The following is an 18388-nucleotide window of genomic DNA, read 5'->3' as shown; positions in this document are numbered from 1 at the left end:
CATGGCCATCACCGACACTTCCCCTCCCGGCACCAACTTCGCGATGGGCCGCTATAAGCGCCGCAAGGTTGGCAACACCATCACCATGGGCCTGGCCGTGGGCGCCGCCGTCTTCGGCCTGCTGTGGCTGGTCTGGATCCTGGCGGTCCTGCTGATCAACGGCCTCAGTGCCATCAGCCTGGGCCTGTTCACCCAGATGACCCCGCCGCCCGGCAGCGCCGGCGGCCTGCTGAACGCCATCTTCGGCAGCATCGTCATGACGGTGCTGGGCATGGTGATCGGCACGCCCATCGGCATCATGGCCGGCACCTACATGGCCGAATACGGCAAGGGCACGAAGCTGGCCGAGGTGACGCGCTTCATCAACGATATCCTGCTGTCCGCGCCCTCCATCATCGTCGGCCTGTTCATCTACACCATCGTCGTGGTCCCCATGGGCCACTTCTCAGCCTGGGCGGGCTCCATCTCGCTGGCCGTGCTGGTCATCCCGGTGGTGGTGCGCACGACCGAGGACATGCTGAACCTGGTCCCGGGTTCCCTGCGCGAGGCCGCCGCCGCCCTGGGCGCGCCGCGCTGGAAGGTCATCGTGCAGGTGACCTACCGCGCCGCCCGCAGCGGCATCATGACCGGCGTCCTGCTGGCCGTGGCCCGCATCAGCGGCGAGACGGCGCCCCTGCTGTTCACCGCCCTGAACAACCAGTTCTGGAGCGTCAACATGAACGCTCCCATGGCGAACCTGCCGGTCACCATCTTCCAGTTCGCGCTCAGCCCGTATGAGGACTGGCAGCGCCTGGCGTGGGGCGGTTCGCTCCTCATCACGGTCGCCATCCTCGCGCTCAACATCGGCGCGCGCATGCTCGCTTCCATCGGCACCAAGAAAGGCCAGTGATCCCCATGACCGCGCTTTCCATGACGGCGGAACAGTCCCAGGCGGCCCTCGCCACCGACGGCGACATGCGCGAGAAGATCAGCGTCCGCAACCTGAACTTCTATTACGGCGGCTTCCACGCCCTGCGTAACATCAACCTGCCGCTGTTCGACAAGCGGGTGACGGCCTTCATCGGCCCGTCCGGCTGCGGCAAGTCCACGCTGCTGCGCATCCTGAACCGCATCTACGACCTTTACCCCAACCAGCGGGCCGAGGGCGAGGTGCTGCTGGACGGCGAGAACCTGCTGTCGCCCAAGCAGGACCTGAACCTGCTGCGTGCCCGCGTCGGCATGGTGTTCCAGAAGCCGACGCCCTTTCCCATGTCGATCTACGACAACGTTGCCTACGGCATCCGGCTGTATGAGAAGCTGAGTCGCGCCGACATGGACGTGCGTGTGGAAGAGGCGCTGCGCAAGACCGCGCTGTGGACCGAGGTCAAGGACAAGCTGCGCCAGAGCGGCCTGTCGCTGTCCGGCGGCCAGCAGCAGCGCCTGTGCATCGCCCGCGCCGTGGCCGTGCGTCCGGCCGTCCTACTGCTGGACGAGCCGACCTCGGCGCTGGACCCCATCTCCACCTCCAAGATCGAGGAGCTGGTGGATGAGCTGAAGCCCGACTACTGCATCGCCATCGTCACGCACAACATGCAGCAGGCGGCCCGCGTCTCCGACTTCACCGCCTTCATGTACCTGGGCGAGCTGGTGGAATATGGCGCCACCGACACCATCTTCACCGCGCCCAAGGAAGAGAAGACCGAGCAGTACATCACCGGCCGCTTCGGCTGATCCGGCCGGCGGCCGCCGTGTTGCCAGCGGGACGGGATTTTGACTCGTGCCGCCATAGCCCGCGACTGCGGGCGCCGCAGCGAGCACCGCAGGGCGGAGCGTGGATAGCCAAGGCTGCGGATGCAGCCGCCCGGCGCGAGGTGCATTTGAGCGATCACGATCAAATGCCACGCGTGTGAACGTGAAGGGCGGCGTCCTCCGGGACGGCCGCCCTTTTCCATAGAAGCGCCGCTTTTATCGTCCATATCGGGCCGGTCCCCTGCTATCACCCTTGTCCTGACCGGACGCGGCCCCATTTCCCCGATACCATGGATACCTTCCCGCCTTCCCCGCAGACACCGGCCGCGTCCTCCGGCCCGGAGTCCGCGCCAGAGGCGGAGGCGGAGGGAACGGCAGCGGCCGCCATGGGCTCCACCCATGGACCGCAACAGGGTGGACCGCAACAGGGTGGCCCCCGCCGGCGCGCCAGCCGTCGCCTGCCGGTGGTCTGGCGGGCGCTGACCCACGCCCTGACACCCAAGGGCCTGCGCTCCTCCGAACTGTCCCTGGCCTTGCTCAGCGTGCCGGTGGGCATCGGCGTGGGCCTGGCGGTGGCGGGGCTGCACGCCCTGGTGCTGGCGCTGCACAGCCTGGCCTTCAAGGTGCCATTCGGCGACCACATCAGCAGCGCCCTGTTCATCCCGTCCAGCCTGGCGCTGGCAGCACCGGTGGTGGGCGGCGCCTTGCTGGCCGGCCTGGGCCTGCTGTTCCGCCGCGCCCGCGACACCGTCGACCCCATCGAAGCCAACGCCCTGTATGGCGGCCGCATGTCCTTGCGCGACAGCCTGCGCCTGACCCTGTCCATCGTCGTGTCGCATGGCGCCGGCGGCTCGGTGGGAATGGAGGCGGCCTTCACCCAGACGGGTGCGGGCATGGCGTCCAACTTCGGCCGGCGGCTGAACCTGCGGCGCAACGATCTGCGCACCCTGGTGGGATGCGGGGCGGCGGCGGCCATCTCCGCCGCCTTCACCGCCCCTTTGGCGGGCGCCTTCTACGCGTTCGAACTGGTCATCGGCACCTATACCATGGCGACGCTGGCGCCCGTCTGTGTGGCCGCCGTCGTCGCGAACCAGGTGGCGCAGATGGCGCTGAACCGCCCGGCCCTGTTCATCCTGGCCGAGCCGCCGGTCATCCGGGGCGGCGATTTCGCGACCTTCCTGCTGGTCGGCCTTGCCGCCGGGGCCCTGGCCATCCTCACCATGCAGGCCGTCACGCATGCGGAACGGTTGTTCCGCCAGCTGCCCATTCCCCGCGCGCTACACCCCGTCCTGGGCGGGCTGCTGCTGGGGCCCATGGCCCTGGTGCTTCCGGGTGTGCTGGGGGGTGGGCAGGGTGCCCTGCAGTACGGCTTCGACCATGGCTATGGCCTGGGCCTGGCCTTCGTGATGCTGGTGGCCAAGGTCGTGGCGTCCGCCCTGTGTCTGGGCGCCGGCTTCCGCGGCGGCCTGTTCAGCGCCTCGCTGCTGCTGGGCAGCCTGTTCGGCAGCATGGTGTCCGACATCGGGACCCTGCTGCCTTGGGACCTGGTGGCCCAGCGCTCCGCCGTCATGCTGGTGGGCATGGGCTCCTTCGCCGCCGCCGTGGTGGGCGCGCCGGTGACCATGGTGCTGCTGGTGCTGGAGCTGACGGGCGACCTACGCGCTTCGGCCGGTGTGCTCATGGGCGTCATCGCCTCCACCCTGCTGGTGCGCGAGACCTTCGGCTATTCCTTCGCCACCTGGCGCTTCCACCAGCGCGGCGTGCAGATCCGGGGCGGTCACGACATCGGCTGGGTCAAGGACATGACCGTGGGCCGGCTGATGCGCGGCGACCCCAAGACGGTGCCAGCCGACATTACCCTGGGCGCCCTGCGCGGCCACTACCCGCCCGGCAGCGCCAAGACGGTGTTCGCCCTGGATCCCAACGGCGCCTTCGCCGGCCGGGTGGACATGAACGCCGTGCACGACCCCCAGCACGAGCTGCCGGCCGACCAGCGGGCGGCGGAGCTGGCGCGCGACCGCGAGCATTTCCTGCTGCCCGACCAGTCGGTGCGCATGGCCCTGCAGCGCTTCGCCGACTGGGACGCCGACAGCCTGCCGGTGGTGGAGGGGGTCAGCAGCCGCCGCGTCGTCGGCTACCTGACCGAGGCCTACGCCCTGCGCCGCTATTCGCAGGAGCTGGAGCGGCGGCGCGGCGACGAACTGGGCGTGCGCGACCTGTTCGGCGGGGTTTGACGCCGCGAACTCTTCAACTAGCCAGGGCTATAGATCGCCTTAGGCGTTGCGCCCGGTGCGCCGATGTTGCATCACGGGGGCGACCCCATGTTCAGTGCGGCGTCCGCGCCCGGAACCCTCCGGGGTGCCGCCTGCCTTACTTCTCAGGGATAGTCCGCATTGTTCGATGATTTCGGCGTGTTGATCCGGGGTATCGTCCTGGGATTGGCCATCGCGGCGCCGGTCGGCCCCATCGGGCTGCTGTGCATCCGGCGGACGGTGGAGCGGGGCATCATCGCGGGGCTCGCCACCGGCTTCGGCTCCGCCCTGGCCGACGGCTTCTTCGGCGGCGTGGCGGCCTTCGGTGTCAACGCCATCCTTGAGGCCCTGCTGGGCCACGTTAAGGAACTGCGCCTCATCGGCGGCATCTTCCTGCTGGGCGCCGCCATCCATTCGCTGCTCAAGGAACCGCACGAGCGCAAGAACAGGCCGCCCGACGCCGGCAACCTCATCGGCTCCGTCGGCACCGGCCTGTTCCTGACGGTGACCAACCCCATCACCATCATGGGCATCATCACCGTCGTGGTGGGCTTCGGCGGCGCCCTGGACCATGCCAAGGCCGGCACCATGACCCTGGGCGTGTTCCTGGGTTCGCTGAGCTGGTGGTCCATCCTGTGCGGTGGCACCTTCCTCATCCGCCACCACTTCACCCCGCGCCTCGTCCTGTGGATCAACCGGGGCACCGGCGTGGTACTGGGCGTAGTGGGCCTGATGGCCCTGCTCAGCTTCTTCTCCCTGGTGCCGGAGAACCTGCAGGATCTGGTCGGGGCGTTTATCAGTAAATAGTTTTTGCGTTTTCCTCAGACGCCGGCGTGGCCATCCGGCCACTTGGCTATCCTCGTTGCGCCCTTCGGTGCTCACTCCGGCGGACGCGGTCGCGTCCTACGGGCCTGGCGGCCCGGTGGAACCCTCATTCGGGGCGTGTGAGCTCCTTTCTTAATAATCCCACTGGTACTTCAGGCCCACGGTGTCGTCCGTGCTGCCGACGGCGCCGTTCAGGCGCAGGCGGGAGGTCAGGGCGTATTCCAGGGTGACGTTGGTGCCGGTGCCGCCCACCGACTGGCTGACGCCGACATAGGTGCGGCTGTTGATGTAACGGCCGGCGGTGACCGTGCCGAAGGCGCTGGAGCCGACGGCGGCGCTGGAGAATTCCAGCCGGTCGATGCCCAGGTTGCGCTTCACGTTGTCCAGGATGCCCGGGCCGCTGCCCAGCACGCCTGACAGCTGGGCCACGCCCTGCGCCAGCTGCAAGGCCTCCAGCGCGCTGATCTGGCTGATGGGCCGGTCGAACAGCAGGCGGGACAGCACCTCGTCCTGCGGGCGGGGCGGGTCCGAGGTCAGGGCAACGGTGGGTTTGGACAGGCGGCCGGTGATGTTCAGGATGGCCGTGAAGTCCGCCTTGGTGGCGGAGGCGGAGATGTCCAGCAGGGGGTCGCTGTCCCCGGTGAAGGTGATGTCGCTCTTGGTCAGGGTGAAGGTCTGGCCCTGCGCGCTGAAATCACCCTTCACCAGATAGACCCGGCCGGTCAGCTGCGGGTCGGCGCTGGTGCCGCGTGCCTGCATGTCGGCGGCGAACTCCGCCGTCAGGCCCCGGCCCTGGACATAGATGCGGTTGCGCGCCTTGATGTCCACCTTCAGATGGACCAGCAGCCCGCCGCCGGCAGCCGACATCTGGCCCTGGGGCTGACGCGGCCGGCCGTTGACGTAGCGCACGGGCAGGTCGGCCACGTCGGCCGGCGGCTTGTCCGGCAGGCCCACCCAGGTTTCGCGCAGGCGCACGGTGCCGGCCAGGTCCGGCTTGTTCATCAGGCCCTTCAGCGTCAGGTCGCTGTCCACCCAGGCGGTGATGGGGTCGGTGCGCAGCAGGCGGGCGTTGGTGGTGGTGACGTGCAGGTCCAGCACGGGCGCCTTTTCCTGCGCGTTGGGGTCGCCCAGGTTGATGCGGCCGCTCAAATCCACAGCACCGCCATCGGCCGTGTCGCCGTGGAACTTCTCCACCGCCAGGCCGCGCGCGTCGCCCACCAGATGGGCGTTGAGGCCGAAGATCTGGGTGCCGGTGCCGCCGTTCTCATACTTCGCGTCGATCAGGTCGACCGAACCGGTGACCTTCGGATCCGCCACCGTGCCGGCCACCGCCAGGTCGACCGAGACCTTGCCGCCGATGCGCTGGGCCGAGGCCGCCAGGAAGTCGTTGTAGCGCGACAGCTCCGTCCGGCCGTTGATCTTGGCGCTGACCGGCCCCTGGATCACCGGCGACATCGTCTCCGGGTTCAGCGCCAGGGGCGTGTCGGCCTCGGCGTTCAGGTCCACGGCCCCGTCGGCGGTACGGGCCGCCAGGGTGCTGCGCAGCCGCCCGCCGCGCCAGGCAGCCGTCAGGGTGGCGTCGGCGTTCAGCCGTCGGTCGGCGCTGTTCTTGACCTCCAGCGTCTTTTTCTTGGTGGGGGTGGTGTCGGCGCCGGTGGCGTTGGCCGGGTTGTTGGCAACGGTCGCGCTGACGGCCGGCTTGCCGTCGGGCGTGGCCTCGGGTGGGGTGCCCGGCGCCTCCGTCGCCCCGCTGTCCAGGGTCACGGCCAGCTGCTGCATGGACAGGCCGTGGATGCTGACGGTGGCGTCGGCCGTGGGGTTGGCGGCGGTACCGCTGGCTGTGACCTTGGCGTCCAGGGTGCCGGCCAGGGTCAGCGCCGGGTCGGCCAGGGCGGCCAGTGCCAGCGGCAGCGCCGTCGCCTCCACCTGCGCCGTCACTTCCTTGCCGTTCAGCGCCACGTCGGCGCGGATGCGGCCCGTGCCCAGCGCCACGTCCAGGCCCTTCACCGCCACGCTGCCCTTGGCCACGGTGATGGTGGCGGGGGCCGCCAGCTTCAGGGTGGTCTGGTCCAGGCGGCCGTCCAGCTGGTCCAGCCGCGCCACGGTGGGCCCCCGCGCCTCCTTGGGCGACCTGGGCTCCGGCGCCTGGGTCAGGTGGCCGGCGCTCTCCACCTGGAAGGCGCGTCGGCGGCCCACGCTGCCCACGCCGGTGGTGCCGTCCAGGGCCAGGGTGATGTCGCCCTCGCCCAGCGTGCCGCGCCAGGCGGCGGTCACCTTGTTGACCAGCACCTGACCGGCCTCGATGCCATCGGCCGCCAGGGTGACGTTGGGGCGGGGGCTGCCCAGCACGTCATCGACATGGCCGCTCAAGGTGGCCTGGTGGATGCGCTGGTCCTCCACCACCAAATCGTCCAGCACCACCTTTAGGTCCACACCCTGGGTGGCGCCCCTGGCGGGCGCGGGCGACGGCGGGGCTGCCTGGCCTTTCTTCGTCTTGGGTTGCCGGACGGGGCGCGTGGGCGCCGGGGCGGCCGCGGCGGCACCCAGCACGATGTCGGCCTTGGCGCGGCCCGCCAGGCGCACGCCGGCCAGGGCGCCCAGACTGGACAGGTCGGGGAAGGTGGCGGCCAGCTTGCCGGTGGCCAGCTGCCGGTCCAGGTCGGCGTCCAGCCCGCCCTCCAGCCTGTTCGGGCCCAATGCCGCGGCCAGGTCGCGCACGGTCAGGCGGGGGCCCGTCTTGACCACGTGGGCGGCCACGCTGGCCGGGTTGCCCACCACCTGGCCGCTGCCCTTCAGGTCGGCCGTCAGGGTGTTGTCCTTCAGCGTGACGTTGCCCGCCAGGTCGACGGCGCCGGTGCGCACGGTCAGCGGGGTGACCGCCACGTCCTTGCCGTCCAGGGTGGCGCGGACCTTGCCGCTGATCTCCGCCCGGCCGGCCAGCAGCGCGTCCTCCGTCGGCTGGCCGGTGCGCAGGTCGGTCGCCTGCACCGACAGCGTGCCCTCGGCCACGCCGTCGGCCATCGTGCCCTCCACCGTCGCCGCCACGTGGCCGGTGATGATGTCCTCTGGCGCCGGCTTCGCGCTGGGTGGTTCCTTGCCGCCGGTGCCGCCCACATTGGCCAGGGCCATCAGTGTGGCCAGCTCGCCATCGGCCAGCTTCAGGCTGCCCTTGGCCTGGCGGCCCCAGGCCAGGGCGCTGCCGCTGCCGGTCAGATGCCCGATACCGCCCGTGAGGTCCAGCTTGTCCACCTGGATGTTGCCGCTGGCGCGGTCCAGCGCACCGGTCAGGGCCAGGTCGGCATGGTCGGTCAGGGCCGGGGGCAGCCCGGGCGCATCCAGGCCCTGCAGCTTGGACGTCAGGTCCAGCAGCAGGCGGGTGCCATCCTCCTGCAGCTTGGTGGTGGCGGTCAGGTGGCGCACATGGGCATCGTTGTAGCCCAGTTCCTCCACCGTCAGGTCGGCGGTTACGACACGTTGCTTCTTGGCGCCGGCCTTGCCCGCCGCCGGGTCGGTGGTGTGCAGCACGGCGTCCAGCTTGCCCAGCGCCAGGCCGGGCACGGCGGGGGACAGGGCCTCCGGTGCCGCCGGCACCAGCCGCAGGGTCAGGTCGCCGTCCTTGTCCTTCAGGCTGCCCTTGGCCGTGACGCGACCGAAGGCGGCGGCCAAATCCAGGCTTTCCAGGGTGATGGTGCCGTCATCGGCCAGGGTGGCGGCCGTCTGCAGGGTGGCGGCGTCGCCCGCCATCCAGGCCAGATTGTCGGGCAGCAGGCGGCCGGGGGCGGCCTTCAGGTCCAGGGTGACGCGCTTGGCCTTGCCCTTGGGCCGGGCCAGGCCCACGTCGGCCACCAGGGCCACGGTGCGCGGGGTGACGGTGGCGCCATCGGCGGCCTTGGCCGCCTGCGGCGTCTCCTTCAGGTCCAGGTGCGCCTGGAACTGGTCCAGCGGCCCGCTGCCCGTCAGGTCCAGGGTCAGCGGGCCCAGTTCAGGGTGGCCAGCCAGGCGGGCCACCAGGCCGCCCGCCTCCTCCTGCCCCCGCAGCTCCAGGGTCAGGCTGCCGTGGCTGGTCAGGCCGGGCGCGGTGAAGCGGGCGGTCAGCTCGCCATGGGCGGCCCCGCCGTCCAGCTGGGTCAGGGTCAGGCGGCTGTCGCCGTCCAGGTTGGGGCCCAGCCGCACCGTGCCGCTGGTGGACAGCGCCGCCCCCTGGCCGCCGGCCAGGCTGGGCGCCAGCTCGATGCGCGGCAGGTCCAGGCGGGCCACGGTGATGCTGAAGGGCAGGGTCAGGGGATTGGCGTCGTCCTTGACCGTGCCGTCCGGCGGCTCCAGCGACGGGGCCGGCTGGGCCACCCAGATGCGCCGGGCGCTGAGCGCATCCACGGCCAGTTCGCGGTGGGCCAGGGGCAGCAGCCGCCAGTCCAGCGCCGCGTCCTCCACCAGCAGCCAGGGCTTGCCCGTGATCAAATCCACCAGGGTGGCGCGTGCCACCCGGGGGTGGAAGGGCAGGCCCGACAGTCCCTCCACCTTCAGGCCCAGCACATTGGCCTCCGCCTGGCGGGTGGCGAAGGCGCGGCCGGAGCCCGTGTCCATCCACCACAGGCATATGCCCACCGCGGCGGCCAGGCCGGCGACGATGCCCAGGATGGCGAAAGCGGCGACATGGCCGGCCGCCAGCAGGCGCCGTCCCCAGGAACGGTGCGGGGGCGGCGGGGCGGGGGCGGGACCGGGCGGTGAGGGGGTGTTGGACATGCCGGGTTCCGTCAGAAGGACTGGCCGATGCTGACGTACAGCTGCCACATGCTGTCGCCGCTGCGGCGATCCAGCGGCACGCCCACGTCCAGGCGCAAGGGACCGAAAGAGGTGAAATAGCGCACGCCCAGGCCGGCGCCCCAGCGCATGCCCTGGCTCAGGTCCGGATAGGCGGATTCGAAGACGTTGCCGCCGTCGATGAAGGGCACCAGGCCGATGGTATCGGTCAGGCGGATGCGCAGCTCGGCGCTGGTTTCGATCAGCGACCGGCCGCCGGTGGGGTCGTTGTTGACGTCCAGCGGGCCGACCTTCTGGTAGGCGTAGCCGCGAACCGAGCCGCCGCCGCCGGCGAAGAAGCGCTTGTCGGCCGGCACCAGGGCCAGCGAGCCGCCGAAGACGGCGCCCAGGTTCACCCGCGCCGCGAAGACATAGGCCTTGGCGTCGTCCAGCGCCCAATAGCCGCTGCCGCCCGCCTTGCCGATGACGAAGGTGCCGCTGTCGCCGAAGGGGCTGAAATAGGGGATGAGGCCGGTGTTCCAGCGATAACCCTGCGTGGGGTTCAAAAGGTTGTCGGTGTTGTCGAAGTTCAGCGTCACCGGCACGCCCACCAGGGTGTTGTCGGTGGTGGTCAACACGCCGTTGCCCGTCAGGTCCTGCCGGATGGAGGATTGCTCCAGCGTCACGCCGGCGCCGGCCGTCAGATGAGGCGTCAGCGGGTGGGTGACGATGGCGCCCAGCGTCAGGGCGTCGCGCGAGTAGGCTTCCGGATGCTCCGACACCGCCAGAGCCGACAGGTTCAAGGTGGTGTCGGTTTCCAGGAAGTCGGGCTTCTTCAGGGTGGTGCCCAGGCTGTAGTCCAACCCGTCGGAATCGCGGAACTTCTTGCGGGCGATGCCGCCGACGGACCCGGTGACGGTCAGCGCCTCCGCGCCGCCCAAGAAGTTGCGGTCGCCCCAGGTGGCGGTGGCGGCCGCCCCATCGGTGGTGCCGTAGGTCAGGCCGGTGTTGACGAAGTGGCGGTCCCGCTCCTCCATCTGGCCCAGCATGGGAACCTCGCGCGACCCGTCCGGCTGCACCGTGCCCGGCACGTCGTCCAGAACCACCCGCACCTGGGAGAAGACGCCCAGGTCCGTCAGCTTGTTGCGGGCGGTATCGACCTTGGCCGGGTCGTACACGTCGCCCGGCTTCCACGGCAGGCGGCCATAGGCGACCTCGGGGTCCAGGCGGCCCAGCCCGGTGAAGGTGGTGGGGCCGAAGCGCACCAGCGGCCCCGGATCCAGGGTGAAGGCCACGGCCATGGTGTGGGCCTGCACGTCCACCGCCAGGTCGCGCTGTCCCACCTTGGCGCGGGCGTAGCCGCGCGTCGCCATCAGGGGCGTCACGGCCGCCTCCGCGTCGCGGATGGCCGGCCCCCGGGCGGGATCGCCCGGCTTCAGGTGCAGCTTGCCCAGGTCCAGCGGGCCGCCGGGGGGCGGGGAGCCATCGGTCTGGGTCAGGGTGATCTTGGAGATGGTGTAGCGCTGGCGCGGCGTCACCTCGATGACCACAGCCACCGGTTTGGCGTCGGCGTCCACCTTCACCATGACGCTGCCGTCGAAATAACCTTCGGAGCGCAACGCGGCCGCCAGCTTGTCGTAATCGTTGTCGATGCGCTTCTCCAGGCCCAGCAGCGACGACGGCGGGTCGTTCTGCAGGGTGATGAGGGAAGAGGCGCTGCGCAGCACGTCCATCAGGCCGTCATCGGCCTCAACGCCCGGGGCCGGATGGAAATCCACGGTGTAGGTCGCCGGCGGCGGCTCCGCGTCCGGCTGGCCGGCGGGGGCGGCGTCGGGCGCCTGCTCCGCCTTGCGCGCCAGCACGGCGCCGGGTGTGTCCGCATCATCGGACGAGTCCGCGGGCGTATCGGCGGTGGGCGTACCGGCGGTCTGGGTGGCGGCGCCTTTGGGACCGCCATCCTTGGGCGCGTCCTTGCCGGCCGCGTCGTCCGGCTTGGACGACGGCGCGGCGGGGGACGGCGCCGGCTGGGCCTGGGCCGCGGGCGCACCTTGGGCTAAGCCCTGCGCCGACCAGCACACCAGGGGCAGGGCCAGGGTCAGGGAGGGGAGCAGCGCCAAGGCGATCGGGCGGACCGGCGCTCGGTGCTGAAGGCGGGGGGCGGCGAAGGGCGACGCGGGCTCCAACGGCTGCGGGTGGTCGGGCGGGCTTTGGGGCCAGGCGGATGACGGGCCGGGGCGTGGCGCCCGGGCGGGGTTTTGCCTCCTTGTTTTTCGACCCATCCGCTGGCGGGCAGCGTTAAGTCTTTGTGACGGCACGGGGGCCGGCCCGGGTGCTCCCATTGAGGAAAAGGGCCGGCGGACATGAGCTTAACCAACAAGATCGTGGCGAATTTATAGTCTGCCTTGCGGTACTCGTAACCCCCTCTTGCGTCCAACCCCCTTCGGCGGGCCTTTCTCCCGACCCTGCCAATAGCTATATTCCGCTGCGTGAAACCCGGTCCCGGCGCCGATGCGTCAGGGGGCGGGCTTTTGTTTTTGGGCCATCGCCAGGCGCACGTCGCGTTTTTGGACCGGGCCCCAAGCTTCGCGGGATTAGCGTCCAATGGATATGCGTAACATCGCCATCATCGCGCACGTCGACCATGGCAAGACCACCTTGGTTGACGTGCTGCTGCGCCAGTCGGGCGCTTTCCGCGACAACCAGCAGGTCGCCGAGCGCGCCATGGACAGCAACGACCTGGAGCGTGAGCGCGGCATCACCATCCTGGCGAAGTGCACCAGCGTCCTGTGGGAAGGCACCCGCATCAACATCGTCGACACCCCCGGCCACGCCGACTTCGGCGGCGAGGTGGAGCGTATCCTGAGCATGGTCGACGGCGTCATCCTGCTGTGCGACGCCGCCGAGGGCCCGCTGCCGCAGACCAAGTTCGTGCTGGGCAAGTCGCTGAAGCTGGGCCTGAAGCCCATCGTCGTCATCAACAAGGTCGACCGTTCCGACGCCCGTCCGGACGAAGTGCACAGCGAGGTGTTCGACCTGTTCGCGGCGCTGGACGCCAGCGACGAGCAGCTGGACTTCCCGACCCTGTTCGCCTCGGGCCGCAACGGCTGGGCGGCGGAGAGCCTGGACGCCCCGCGTGAGGACATGCGCCCGCTGTTCGAGCTGGTGCTGCGCCACGTGCCGGCGCCCAAGGTGGACGTCGACGCTCCCTTCACCATGCTTGCCACCACGCTGGAAGCCAACCCCTACCTGGGCCGCCTGCTGACGGGCCGCATCCAGACCGGTGTCGCCCGCGCCAACATGGCCATCAAGGCCCTGACCGCTGACGGCAAGCTGATCGAGCAGGGCCGCATCTCCAAGCTGCTGGCTTTCCGCGGGCTGGAGCGCGTGGGCGTGGAAGAGGCGCAGGCGGGTGACATCGTCGCCATCGCCGGCCTGACCAAGACCACCGTGGCCGACACCATCTGCGAGCCGCTGGTGTCCGAGCCGCTGGCCGCCCAGCCCATCGACCCGCCGACCCTGGCCATGACCTTCAGCGTCAATGACAGCCCGCTGGCCGGCCGCGAAGGCGACAAGGTCACCAGCCGCATGATCCGCGACCGCCTGATGCGCGAGGCCGAGGGCAACGTCGCCCTGCGGGTGCGCGAGACCGAGAACGCCGACGCGTTCGAGGTGGCCGGCCGTGGCGAACTGCAGCTGGGCATCCTGATCGAGAACATGCGCCGCGAAGGCTATGAGCTGTCGATCTCCCGTCCCCGCGTGCTGCTGAAGACGGATGAGAACGGCCAGCGCATGGAGCCGATCGAGGAAGTCGTGGTCGATGTGGACGAGGAATTCTCGGGCGTCGTCGTGCAGAAAATCTCCGAGCGCAAGGGCGACATGCTGGAGATGCGTCCGTCCGGCGCCGGCAAGGTCCGCCTGGTGTTCCACGTGCCGTCGCGCGGCCTGATCGGTTACCAGAGCGAGTTCCTGACCGACACCCGCGGCACCGGCCTGATGAACCGCCTGTACCATGGTTACGCCCCGTACAAGGGCCCCATCCAGGGCCGCCGCAACGGCGTGCTGATCTCCAACGGTGAGGGTGAGGCCGTGGCCTACGCCCTGTGGAACCTGGAGGACCGCGGTCCCATGATGATCGAGCCGGGCGCCAAGGTGTACCAGGGCATGATCATCGGCGAGCACAGCCGTGGCAACGACCTGGAAGTGAACGTCTTGAAGGGCAAGCAGCTGACCAACATCCGCGCCGCCGGCAAGGACGAGGCCGTGCGCCTGACCACGCCGATGGACATGTCCCTGGAAAAGGCCCTGGCCTACATCGAGGACGAGGAACTGGTTGAAGTGACGCCGAAGTCCATCCGCCTGCGCAAGCGCCTGCTGGACCCGACTGACCGCAAGCGCGCCCAGAAGCAGGCCGAAGCCGGCTGATCGCTGGCCCTTCCGGTTTGATCAGTTCGAAGCCCCGTCCACCTACCGGTGGGCGGGGTTTTCATTTTGGCCTTCCTCGTTCGCGTCCACCGCGCACGAACGTCCAATACCGGCCGGTGGACGGGCCCGCATGGTGCGGGTCTTGCCAACCCGGAGACCGTCATGCCGCCCAGCCCCATCCGCTTCGCCGAAAAGTTCGCCCTGTTCACCGAGCAATGGCAGCCCAAGGTGGTGGCGGAAATGAACGACTATCAGTTCAAGCTGTCGCGCCTTGAGGGCGACTTCCTCTGGCATGCCCATGCCGACACGGATGAGACCTTCATCGTGCTGGAGGGAACGCTGCGCCTGGACTTTCGCGACGGCGCCATCACCCTGGGCCCTGGTGAGATGGCGGTGGTGCCCAAGGGCGTGGAGCACAAGCCCTCGGCCGAGGCGGAGGTGAAGCTGCTGCTGATCGAACCGCGCGGCGTGGTCAATACTGGCGACGCCGGCACGGGTGAGCGCACGGCGCTGAACGACGTGTGGATTTAAGCGACCACCCTGCGAATATCCGCCGTCTCCAGCACCGCCTGGGGTGCCCCTCGCTCGGCGGCGTTCAGCATGGCCTGGCCGATCTCCACCGTGGTCAGCACCTGATTGGGGAACAGGCGGCGGGCCAGGGGCAGCAGCGGCGCCGTCAGTGTGTAGAACAGGCGATAGACGCTGGTCTTGGACCGGGCGCCATGCAGGGGCGGGATCAGGCCGGGACGGAACAGGTACACCGCCTTGAAGGGCAGGCGCCGCAAATCGTTTTCCGTCCGGCCCTTGACCCTTGCCCACATGGTGCGCCCCCGCTCCGTCCCGTCCGTGCCGGAACCGGAGACGTAGATGAAGGTCATGCCCGGGTTCAGGCGGGCCAGGGTGCGCGCCACCTCCAGCGTCAGGCCGTGGGTGATGCGGGTGTAGGCGTCCTCGGTCATGCCGGATGAGGAGACGCCTAGGCAGAAGAAGCAGGCGTCATAGCCGGCCAGCAGCCCGTCCAGCGTTTCCCAGTCCGTCATACCCGGATCGGCCATGGCGGGAAGGGTCAATTCCGATAGTTTGGGATGGGTGAGGCCGGTGGCGGTGCGGCCCACGGCCAGGACTTGGGTGACCCGGGGGTCGTGCAGGCATTCCCGCATGACCCCCTGGCCCACCATGCCGGTCGCCCCGAACAGGATGACCTTCATGACGTGCGTCCTTACGAGCGGGTGGGCGGCGTGAGCACCGCCTGGGGTGCCGTCTCCGGCAGGGCGGGGACGGGGCGGTCATAGGCCACGTCGGTGGAGCGGCTGACAGCCTCCCACGCCGCCAGCTGGGCCGCGCGCTCGCCGTCGGCCAGGCCGAAATAGTGCAGGGCGTCGCTGCCCAGCAGCAGATGCGGGGGCAGGGTAGGATGGTCGGCGAGGCGCAGGATCAACTGGGCGATTTTGGCCGGGTCGCCGGCCTCATTGCCGATATAGGGTTTGAACATCTCCACCAGCGCGCCGACCGAGGCCTGGTAGTCCGGCATGACGGCCGGCGTGTCGCGCAGCGAGCGGGTGCCCCAGCCCGTGCGCATGCCGCCGGGCTCCAGGGCGCAGATCTGGATGCCCAATGGGTTGACTTCGCCCGCCAGCACCTCTGTCAGGCCCCCCACGGCCCATTTGGCCGCCTGGTAGGCGCTGAGCCCCGGCCGGCCCAGCCGCCCGCCGACGGAGGACACCTGCAGGATGTGGCCGGACCGCTGGGCCCGCATCACCGGCAGGGCAGCATGGGTGACGTTCGCCACGCCCATCAGGTTGGTGTCGATCTGGGCACGGAAGACCTCCAGGTCCATCTGCTCGAACGGGGCGACGTCGGCATAGCCGGCATTGTTCACCACCACGTCCAGGCGGCCGAAGGCCTCCACCGCCAGGGCCACGGCGGCGCGGGCGGCAGCCGCGTCGGTCACGTCCAGCGCCAGGGTGCGCACTTGGTCGCCATACCGGGCGTGCAGGTCGGCCAGCCGCTCCGGCTGGCGGGCGGTAGCCACCAGGCGGTGGCCGGCGGCCAGCACGGCCTCGGCGATATCGCGGCCCAGCCCGGCGGCGCTGCCGGTGACCAGCCAGACTTTGGAAGTGTTGCTCATGATGACGACTCCGTTGAGGGTAATGAATTGAGCGATCAATCACTCATTTATCAGGCGAAAAACGGGCGTAGGCCAGGTGACTGCGCCTCGGCCGTCAGCGGCTGAGGGCGTTCCAGAGGGCGTCGAAACCGGCGGCGCGGTAACGCTCGGCGCTGTCCGGCTGGCGCAGGATGAAATCCATGGTGGTTTCTGCCAGCGAGGTCAGGATGGCGGCCACGAAGTCGGGCGGCTGGTCCCGCATCAGGCCTTGGGCCACGCCCTCCCGCACCACGCCGTCGATGCGGGCGAACCCCTCGCTGCCCAGTGCTCGCGTCTCGGGCGTCAGGCGGTCCGACACGATCAGCTGGGCCATGGCGCGCCGCTTGGCCGGGTCGCGCACGCCCCAGTCGACATAGCGGTCCCAGATGTGGCGCACCCGGTCACGCAACGGGCCGCCGGCGGGATAGGCGGTCATCATGGCGTCGCGCAATTCCGCCTTCAGCGCCAGGTACAACTGGTTCAGCAGCAGATCCTTGGTGGCGAAATAGGTGAACAGCGTGCCCTCCGCCACGCCGGCCAGGCTGGCGATGCGGGCGGTGGGCGCGCCCAAGCCCTGGTCGGCGACAACCCGCACCGCCGCCGCCAGGATGGCGTCGCGCTTCTCTTCGCTTTTGGGCCGGGCCATGGGAACCACCGAGATGAGAATAAAGAGTGAGCGAGCACTCAATATAGCGGCTTCGTCCCGAATGCCGAGTGCGCGACGTCACAGGGGGCAGGACGTGTGCGGCGTTTGATCCGAATCAGGGCGGCGTCCGCAGGCGCAAGTTAAGTTTCGACGTAAGGGCGCAACCTTACGCAAGGGTGTTTCGCGCTTTGGTGGTGCGGCGGCTGGCGAGCATGCTTGCGCCCGGATTGGTAAATGGCCAAGAGTAGGGGCGGGGGATGGCGAAAGGCCGCCCCCACCGGAATTTCCACCGCCTTTCCCGCCGGCCCCGTTAACCTTGACAGGGGCGCCGGTGGGGCGGGCCGCCCTATGATAGACGGGGCATGAAATCGTTCGGGAAGAGAGGAACATCATGGTCGAAGTGGTCATCGCCGGCGCCGCGCGCACGCCCATCGGCAGCTTCAACGGTGCGCTCAGCAGCCTGTCGGCTGTCGCTCTTGGCACCGTGGCCGTCACCGAGGCCCTGCGCCGCGCCCATGTCGACGCCGCCGAGGTGTCCGAGGTCGTGCTGGGCCATGTGCTGAAGGCCGCCACCGGCCAGAACAGCGCCCGCCAAGTGTCCGTCGCCGCCGGCGTGCCGGTGGAGCGCACGGCCTACACCCTGGACCAGGTCTGCGGGTCCGGCCTGCGTGCCGTGGCCCAGGGTTTTCAGGCCATCCGCCTGGGCGAGGCCGAGGTGGTGGTGGCCGGCGGCATGGAAAGCATGAGCCAGGCCCCCCACGCCATCCACCTGCGCAACGGCACCAAGATGGGTGACGCCAGCATGGTGGACACCATGATCAAGGACGGCCTGTGGGACGCCTTCAACAACTACCACATGGGCACGACGGCCGAGAACGTGGCCAAGAAGTGGGAAATCTCCCGCGATGCCCAGGACGCCTTTGCCGCCGGCAGCCAGCAGAAGGCCGAGGCCGCGCAGAAGGCCGGCCGCTTCAAGGATGAGATCGTCCCCGTCACCGTGCCCGGCCGCAAGGGCGACGTGGTGGTCGAGGCTGACGAATACCCCAAGGCCGGCACCACGGCCGAGACGCTGGCCAAGCTGCGCCCAGCCTTCGCCAAGGACGGCACCGTTACCGCCGGCAACGCCTCGGGCATCAACGACGGCGCCGCGGCGCTGGTGCTGATGACGGCCGAAAACGCAGCCAAGCGCGGTTTGAAGCCGCTGGCCCGCATCGTTTCCTGGGCCACCGCCGGCGTCGACCCGTCCATCATGGGCACGGGCCCCATCCCGGCCAGCAAGCTGGCGCTGCAGCGCGCCGGCTGGACCGTGGCCGACCTGGACCTGGTGGAGGCCAACGAGGCCTTCGCCGCGCAGGCCTGCGCCGTGAACAAGGACATGGGCTGGCCCGACGACAAGGTGAACGTCAACGGCGGCGCCATCGCCCTTGGTCACCCCATCGGTGCCTCGGGCGCCCGTGTGCTGGTGACCTTGCTGCATGAGATGCAGAAGCGTGACGCCAAGAAGGGCCTGGTCACGCTCTGCATCGGCGGCGGCATGGGCATCGCCATGTGCGTGGCCCGCGACTGAATGATGTGGTTGCGCGGCCGGAAACGATCTTTCCGGCCGCGCAACCATCTAGGGTTTACCTG

Annotated in this window: 12 protein-coding genes; 7 read left to right on the top strand and 5 right to left on the bottom strand. The window is 69.7% G+C overall.

Translation table 11 applies throughout. The features are described from left to right. The first annotated feature begins 1 nt into the window (after position 1). The 4 genes from pstA to Y958_RS11810 all read left to right on the top strand — a co-directional run bounded on the left by pstA (position 2) and on the right by Y958_RS11810 (position 4787). On the top strand, positions 2-889 hold the full coding sequence (gene pstA / locus Y958_RS11825) for a phosphate ABC transporter permease PstA (RefSeq protein ID WP_088872143.1): 888 nt from the start codon (positions 2-4) through the stop codon (positions 887-889). 5 nt (positions 890-894) lie between these two features. Then, on the top strand, positions 895-1710 hold the full coding sequence (pstB, locus tag Y958_RS11820) for a phosphate ABC transporter ATP-binding protein PstB (RefSeq protein WP_040843855.1): 816 nt from the start codon (positions 895-897) through the stop codon (positions 1708-1710). A 308-nt stretch (positions 1711-2018) separates the two neighbouring features. Then, positions 2019-3962: a chloride channel protein gene (locus tag Y958_RS11815; RefSeq protein WP_088872142.1), complete on the top strand. Its 1944-nt coding sequence runs from the start codon at positions 2019-2021 to the stop codon at positions 3960-3962. A gap of 159 nt (positions 3963-4121) precedes the next feature. Then, complete coding sequence (locus tag Y958_RS11810; protein WP_088872141.1) at positions 4122-4787, top strand: LysE/ArgO family amino acid transporter; 666 nt, start codon at positions 4122-4124, stop codon at positions 4785-4787. A 150-nt stretch (positions 4788-4937) separates the two neighbouring features. On the opposite strand, the gene Y958_RS32795 is transcribed toward Y958_RS11810, so the two are convergent. Further along, complete coding sequence (locus Y958_RS32795) at positions 4938-9548, bottom strand: translocation/assembly module TamB domain-containing protein (RefSeq protein WP_088872140.1); 4611 nt, start codon at positions 9546-9548, stop codon at positions 4938-4940. 11 nt (positions 9549-9559) lie between these two features. Then, entirely contained in the window at positions 9560-11662 is a 2103-nt protein-coding gene (locus Y958_RS11800; protein ID WP_186291168.1) for a BamA/TamA family outer membrane protein, read from the bottom strand. A gap of 484 nt (positions 11663-12146) precedes the next feature. Between Y958_RS11800 and typA the strand changes: the two genes are divergently transcribed. Together typA and Y958_RS11790 are read left to right on the top strand one after the other, a co-directional pair. Next, a complete protein-coding gene (typA, locus tag Y958_RS11795; protein ID WP_088872138.1) occupies positions 12147-13967 on the top strand; it encodes a translational GTPase TypA in 1821 nt (606 codons plus the stop codon). A 162-nt stretch (positions 13968-14129) separates the two neighbouring features. Further along, the gene (locus Y958_RS11790; protein WP_088872137.1) at positions 14130-14498 is read left to right on the top strand and encodes a cupin domain-containing protein; all 369 of its coding nucleotides are present in this window, start codon (positions 14130-14132) and stop codon (positions 14496-14498) included. On the opposite strand, the gene Y958_RS11785 is transcribed toward Y958_RS11790, so the two are convergent. The 3 genes from Y958_RS11785 to Y958_RS11775 form a co-directional block, all read right to left on the bottom strand. Next, on the bottom strand, positions 14495-15175 hold the full coding sequence (locus Y958_RS11785) for an NAD-dependent epimerase/dehydratase family protein (protein ID WP_088872136.1): 681 nt from the start codon (positions 15173-15175) through the stop codon (positions 14495-14497). The genes Y958_RS11790 and Y958_RS11785 overlap by 4 nt on opposite strands. Positions 15176-15186: 11 nt before the next feature. Further along, positions 15187-16095, bottom strand: a complete 909-nt coding sequence (locus tag Y958_RS11780) for an SDR family NAD(P)-dependent oxidoreductase (RefSeq protein ID WP_088872135.1) — start codon at positions 16093-16095, stop codon at positions 15187-15189. 94 nt (positions 16096-16189) lie between these two features. Next, complete coding sequence (locus tag Y958_RS11775) at positions 16190-16759, bottom strand: TetR/AcrR family transcriptional regulator (RefSeq protein ID WP_186291167.1); 570 nt, start codon at positions 16757-16759, stop codon at positions 16190-16192. Between the two features lie 391 nt (positions 16760-17150). Here Y958_RS11775 and Y958_RS11770 point away from each other — a divergent pair, with 391 nt between their 5' ends. Then, positions 17151-18326 carry an acetyl-CoA C-acetyltransferase gene (locus tag Y958_RS11770; protein WP_088872133.1) on the top strand — a complete coding sequence of 392 codons (1176 nt, stop codon included), beginning with the start codon at positions 17151-17153 and terminating at the stop codon, positions 18324-18326. Positions 18327-18388 lie beyond the last annotated feature (62 nt).

The sequence above is a fragment of the Nitrospirillum viridazoti CBAmc genome (genome assembly GCF_000730165.1).
Classification (GTDB): domain Bacteria; phylum Pseudomonadota; class Alphaproteobacteria; order Azospirillales; family Azospirillaceae; genus Nitrospirillum; species Nitrospirillum viridazoti.
This window is presented reverse-complemented; position numbering and strand designations above follow the sequence as displayed.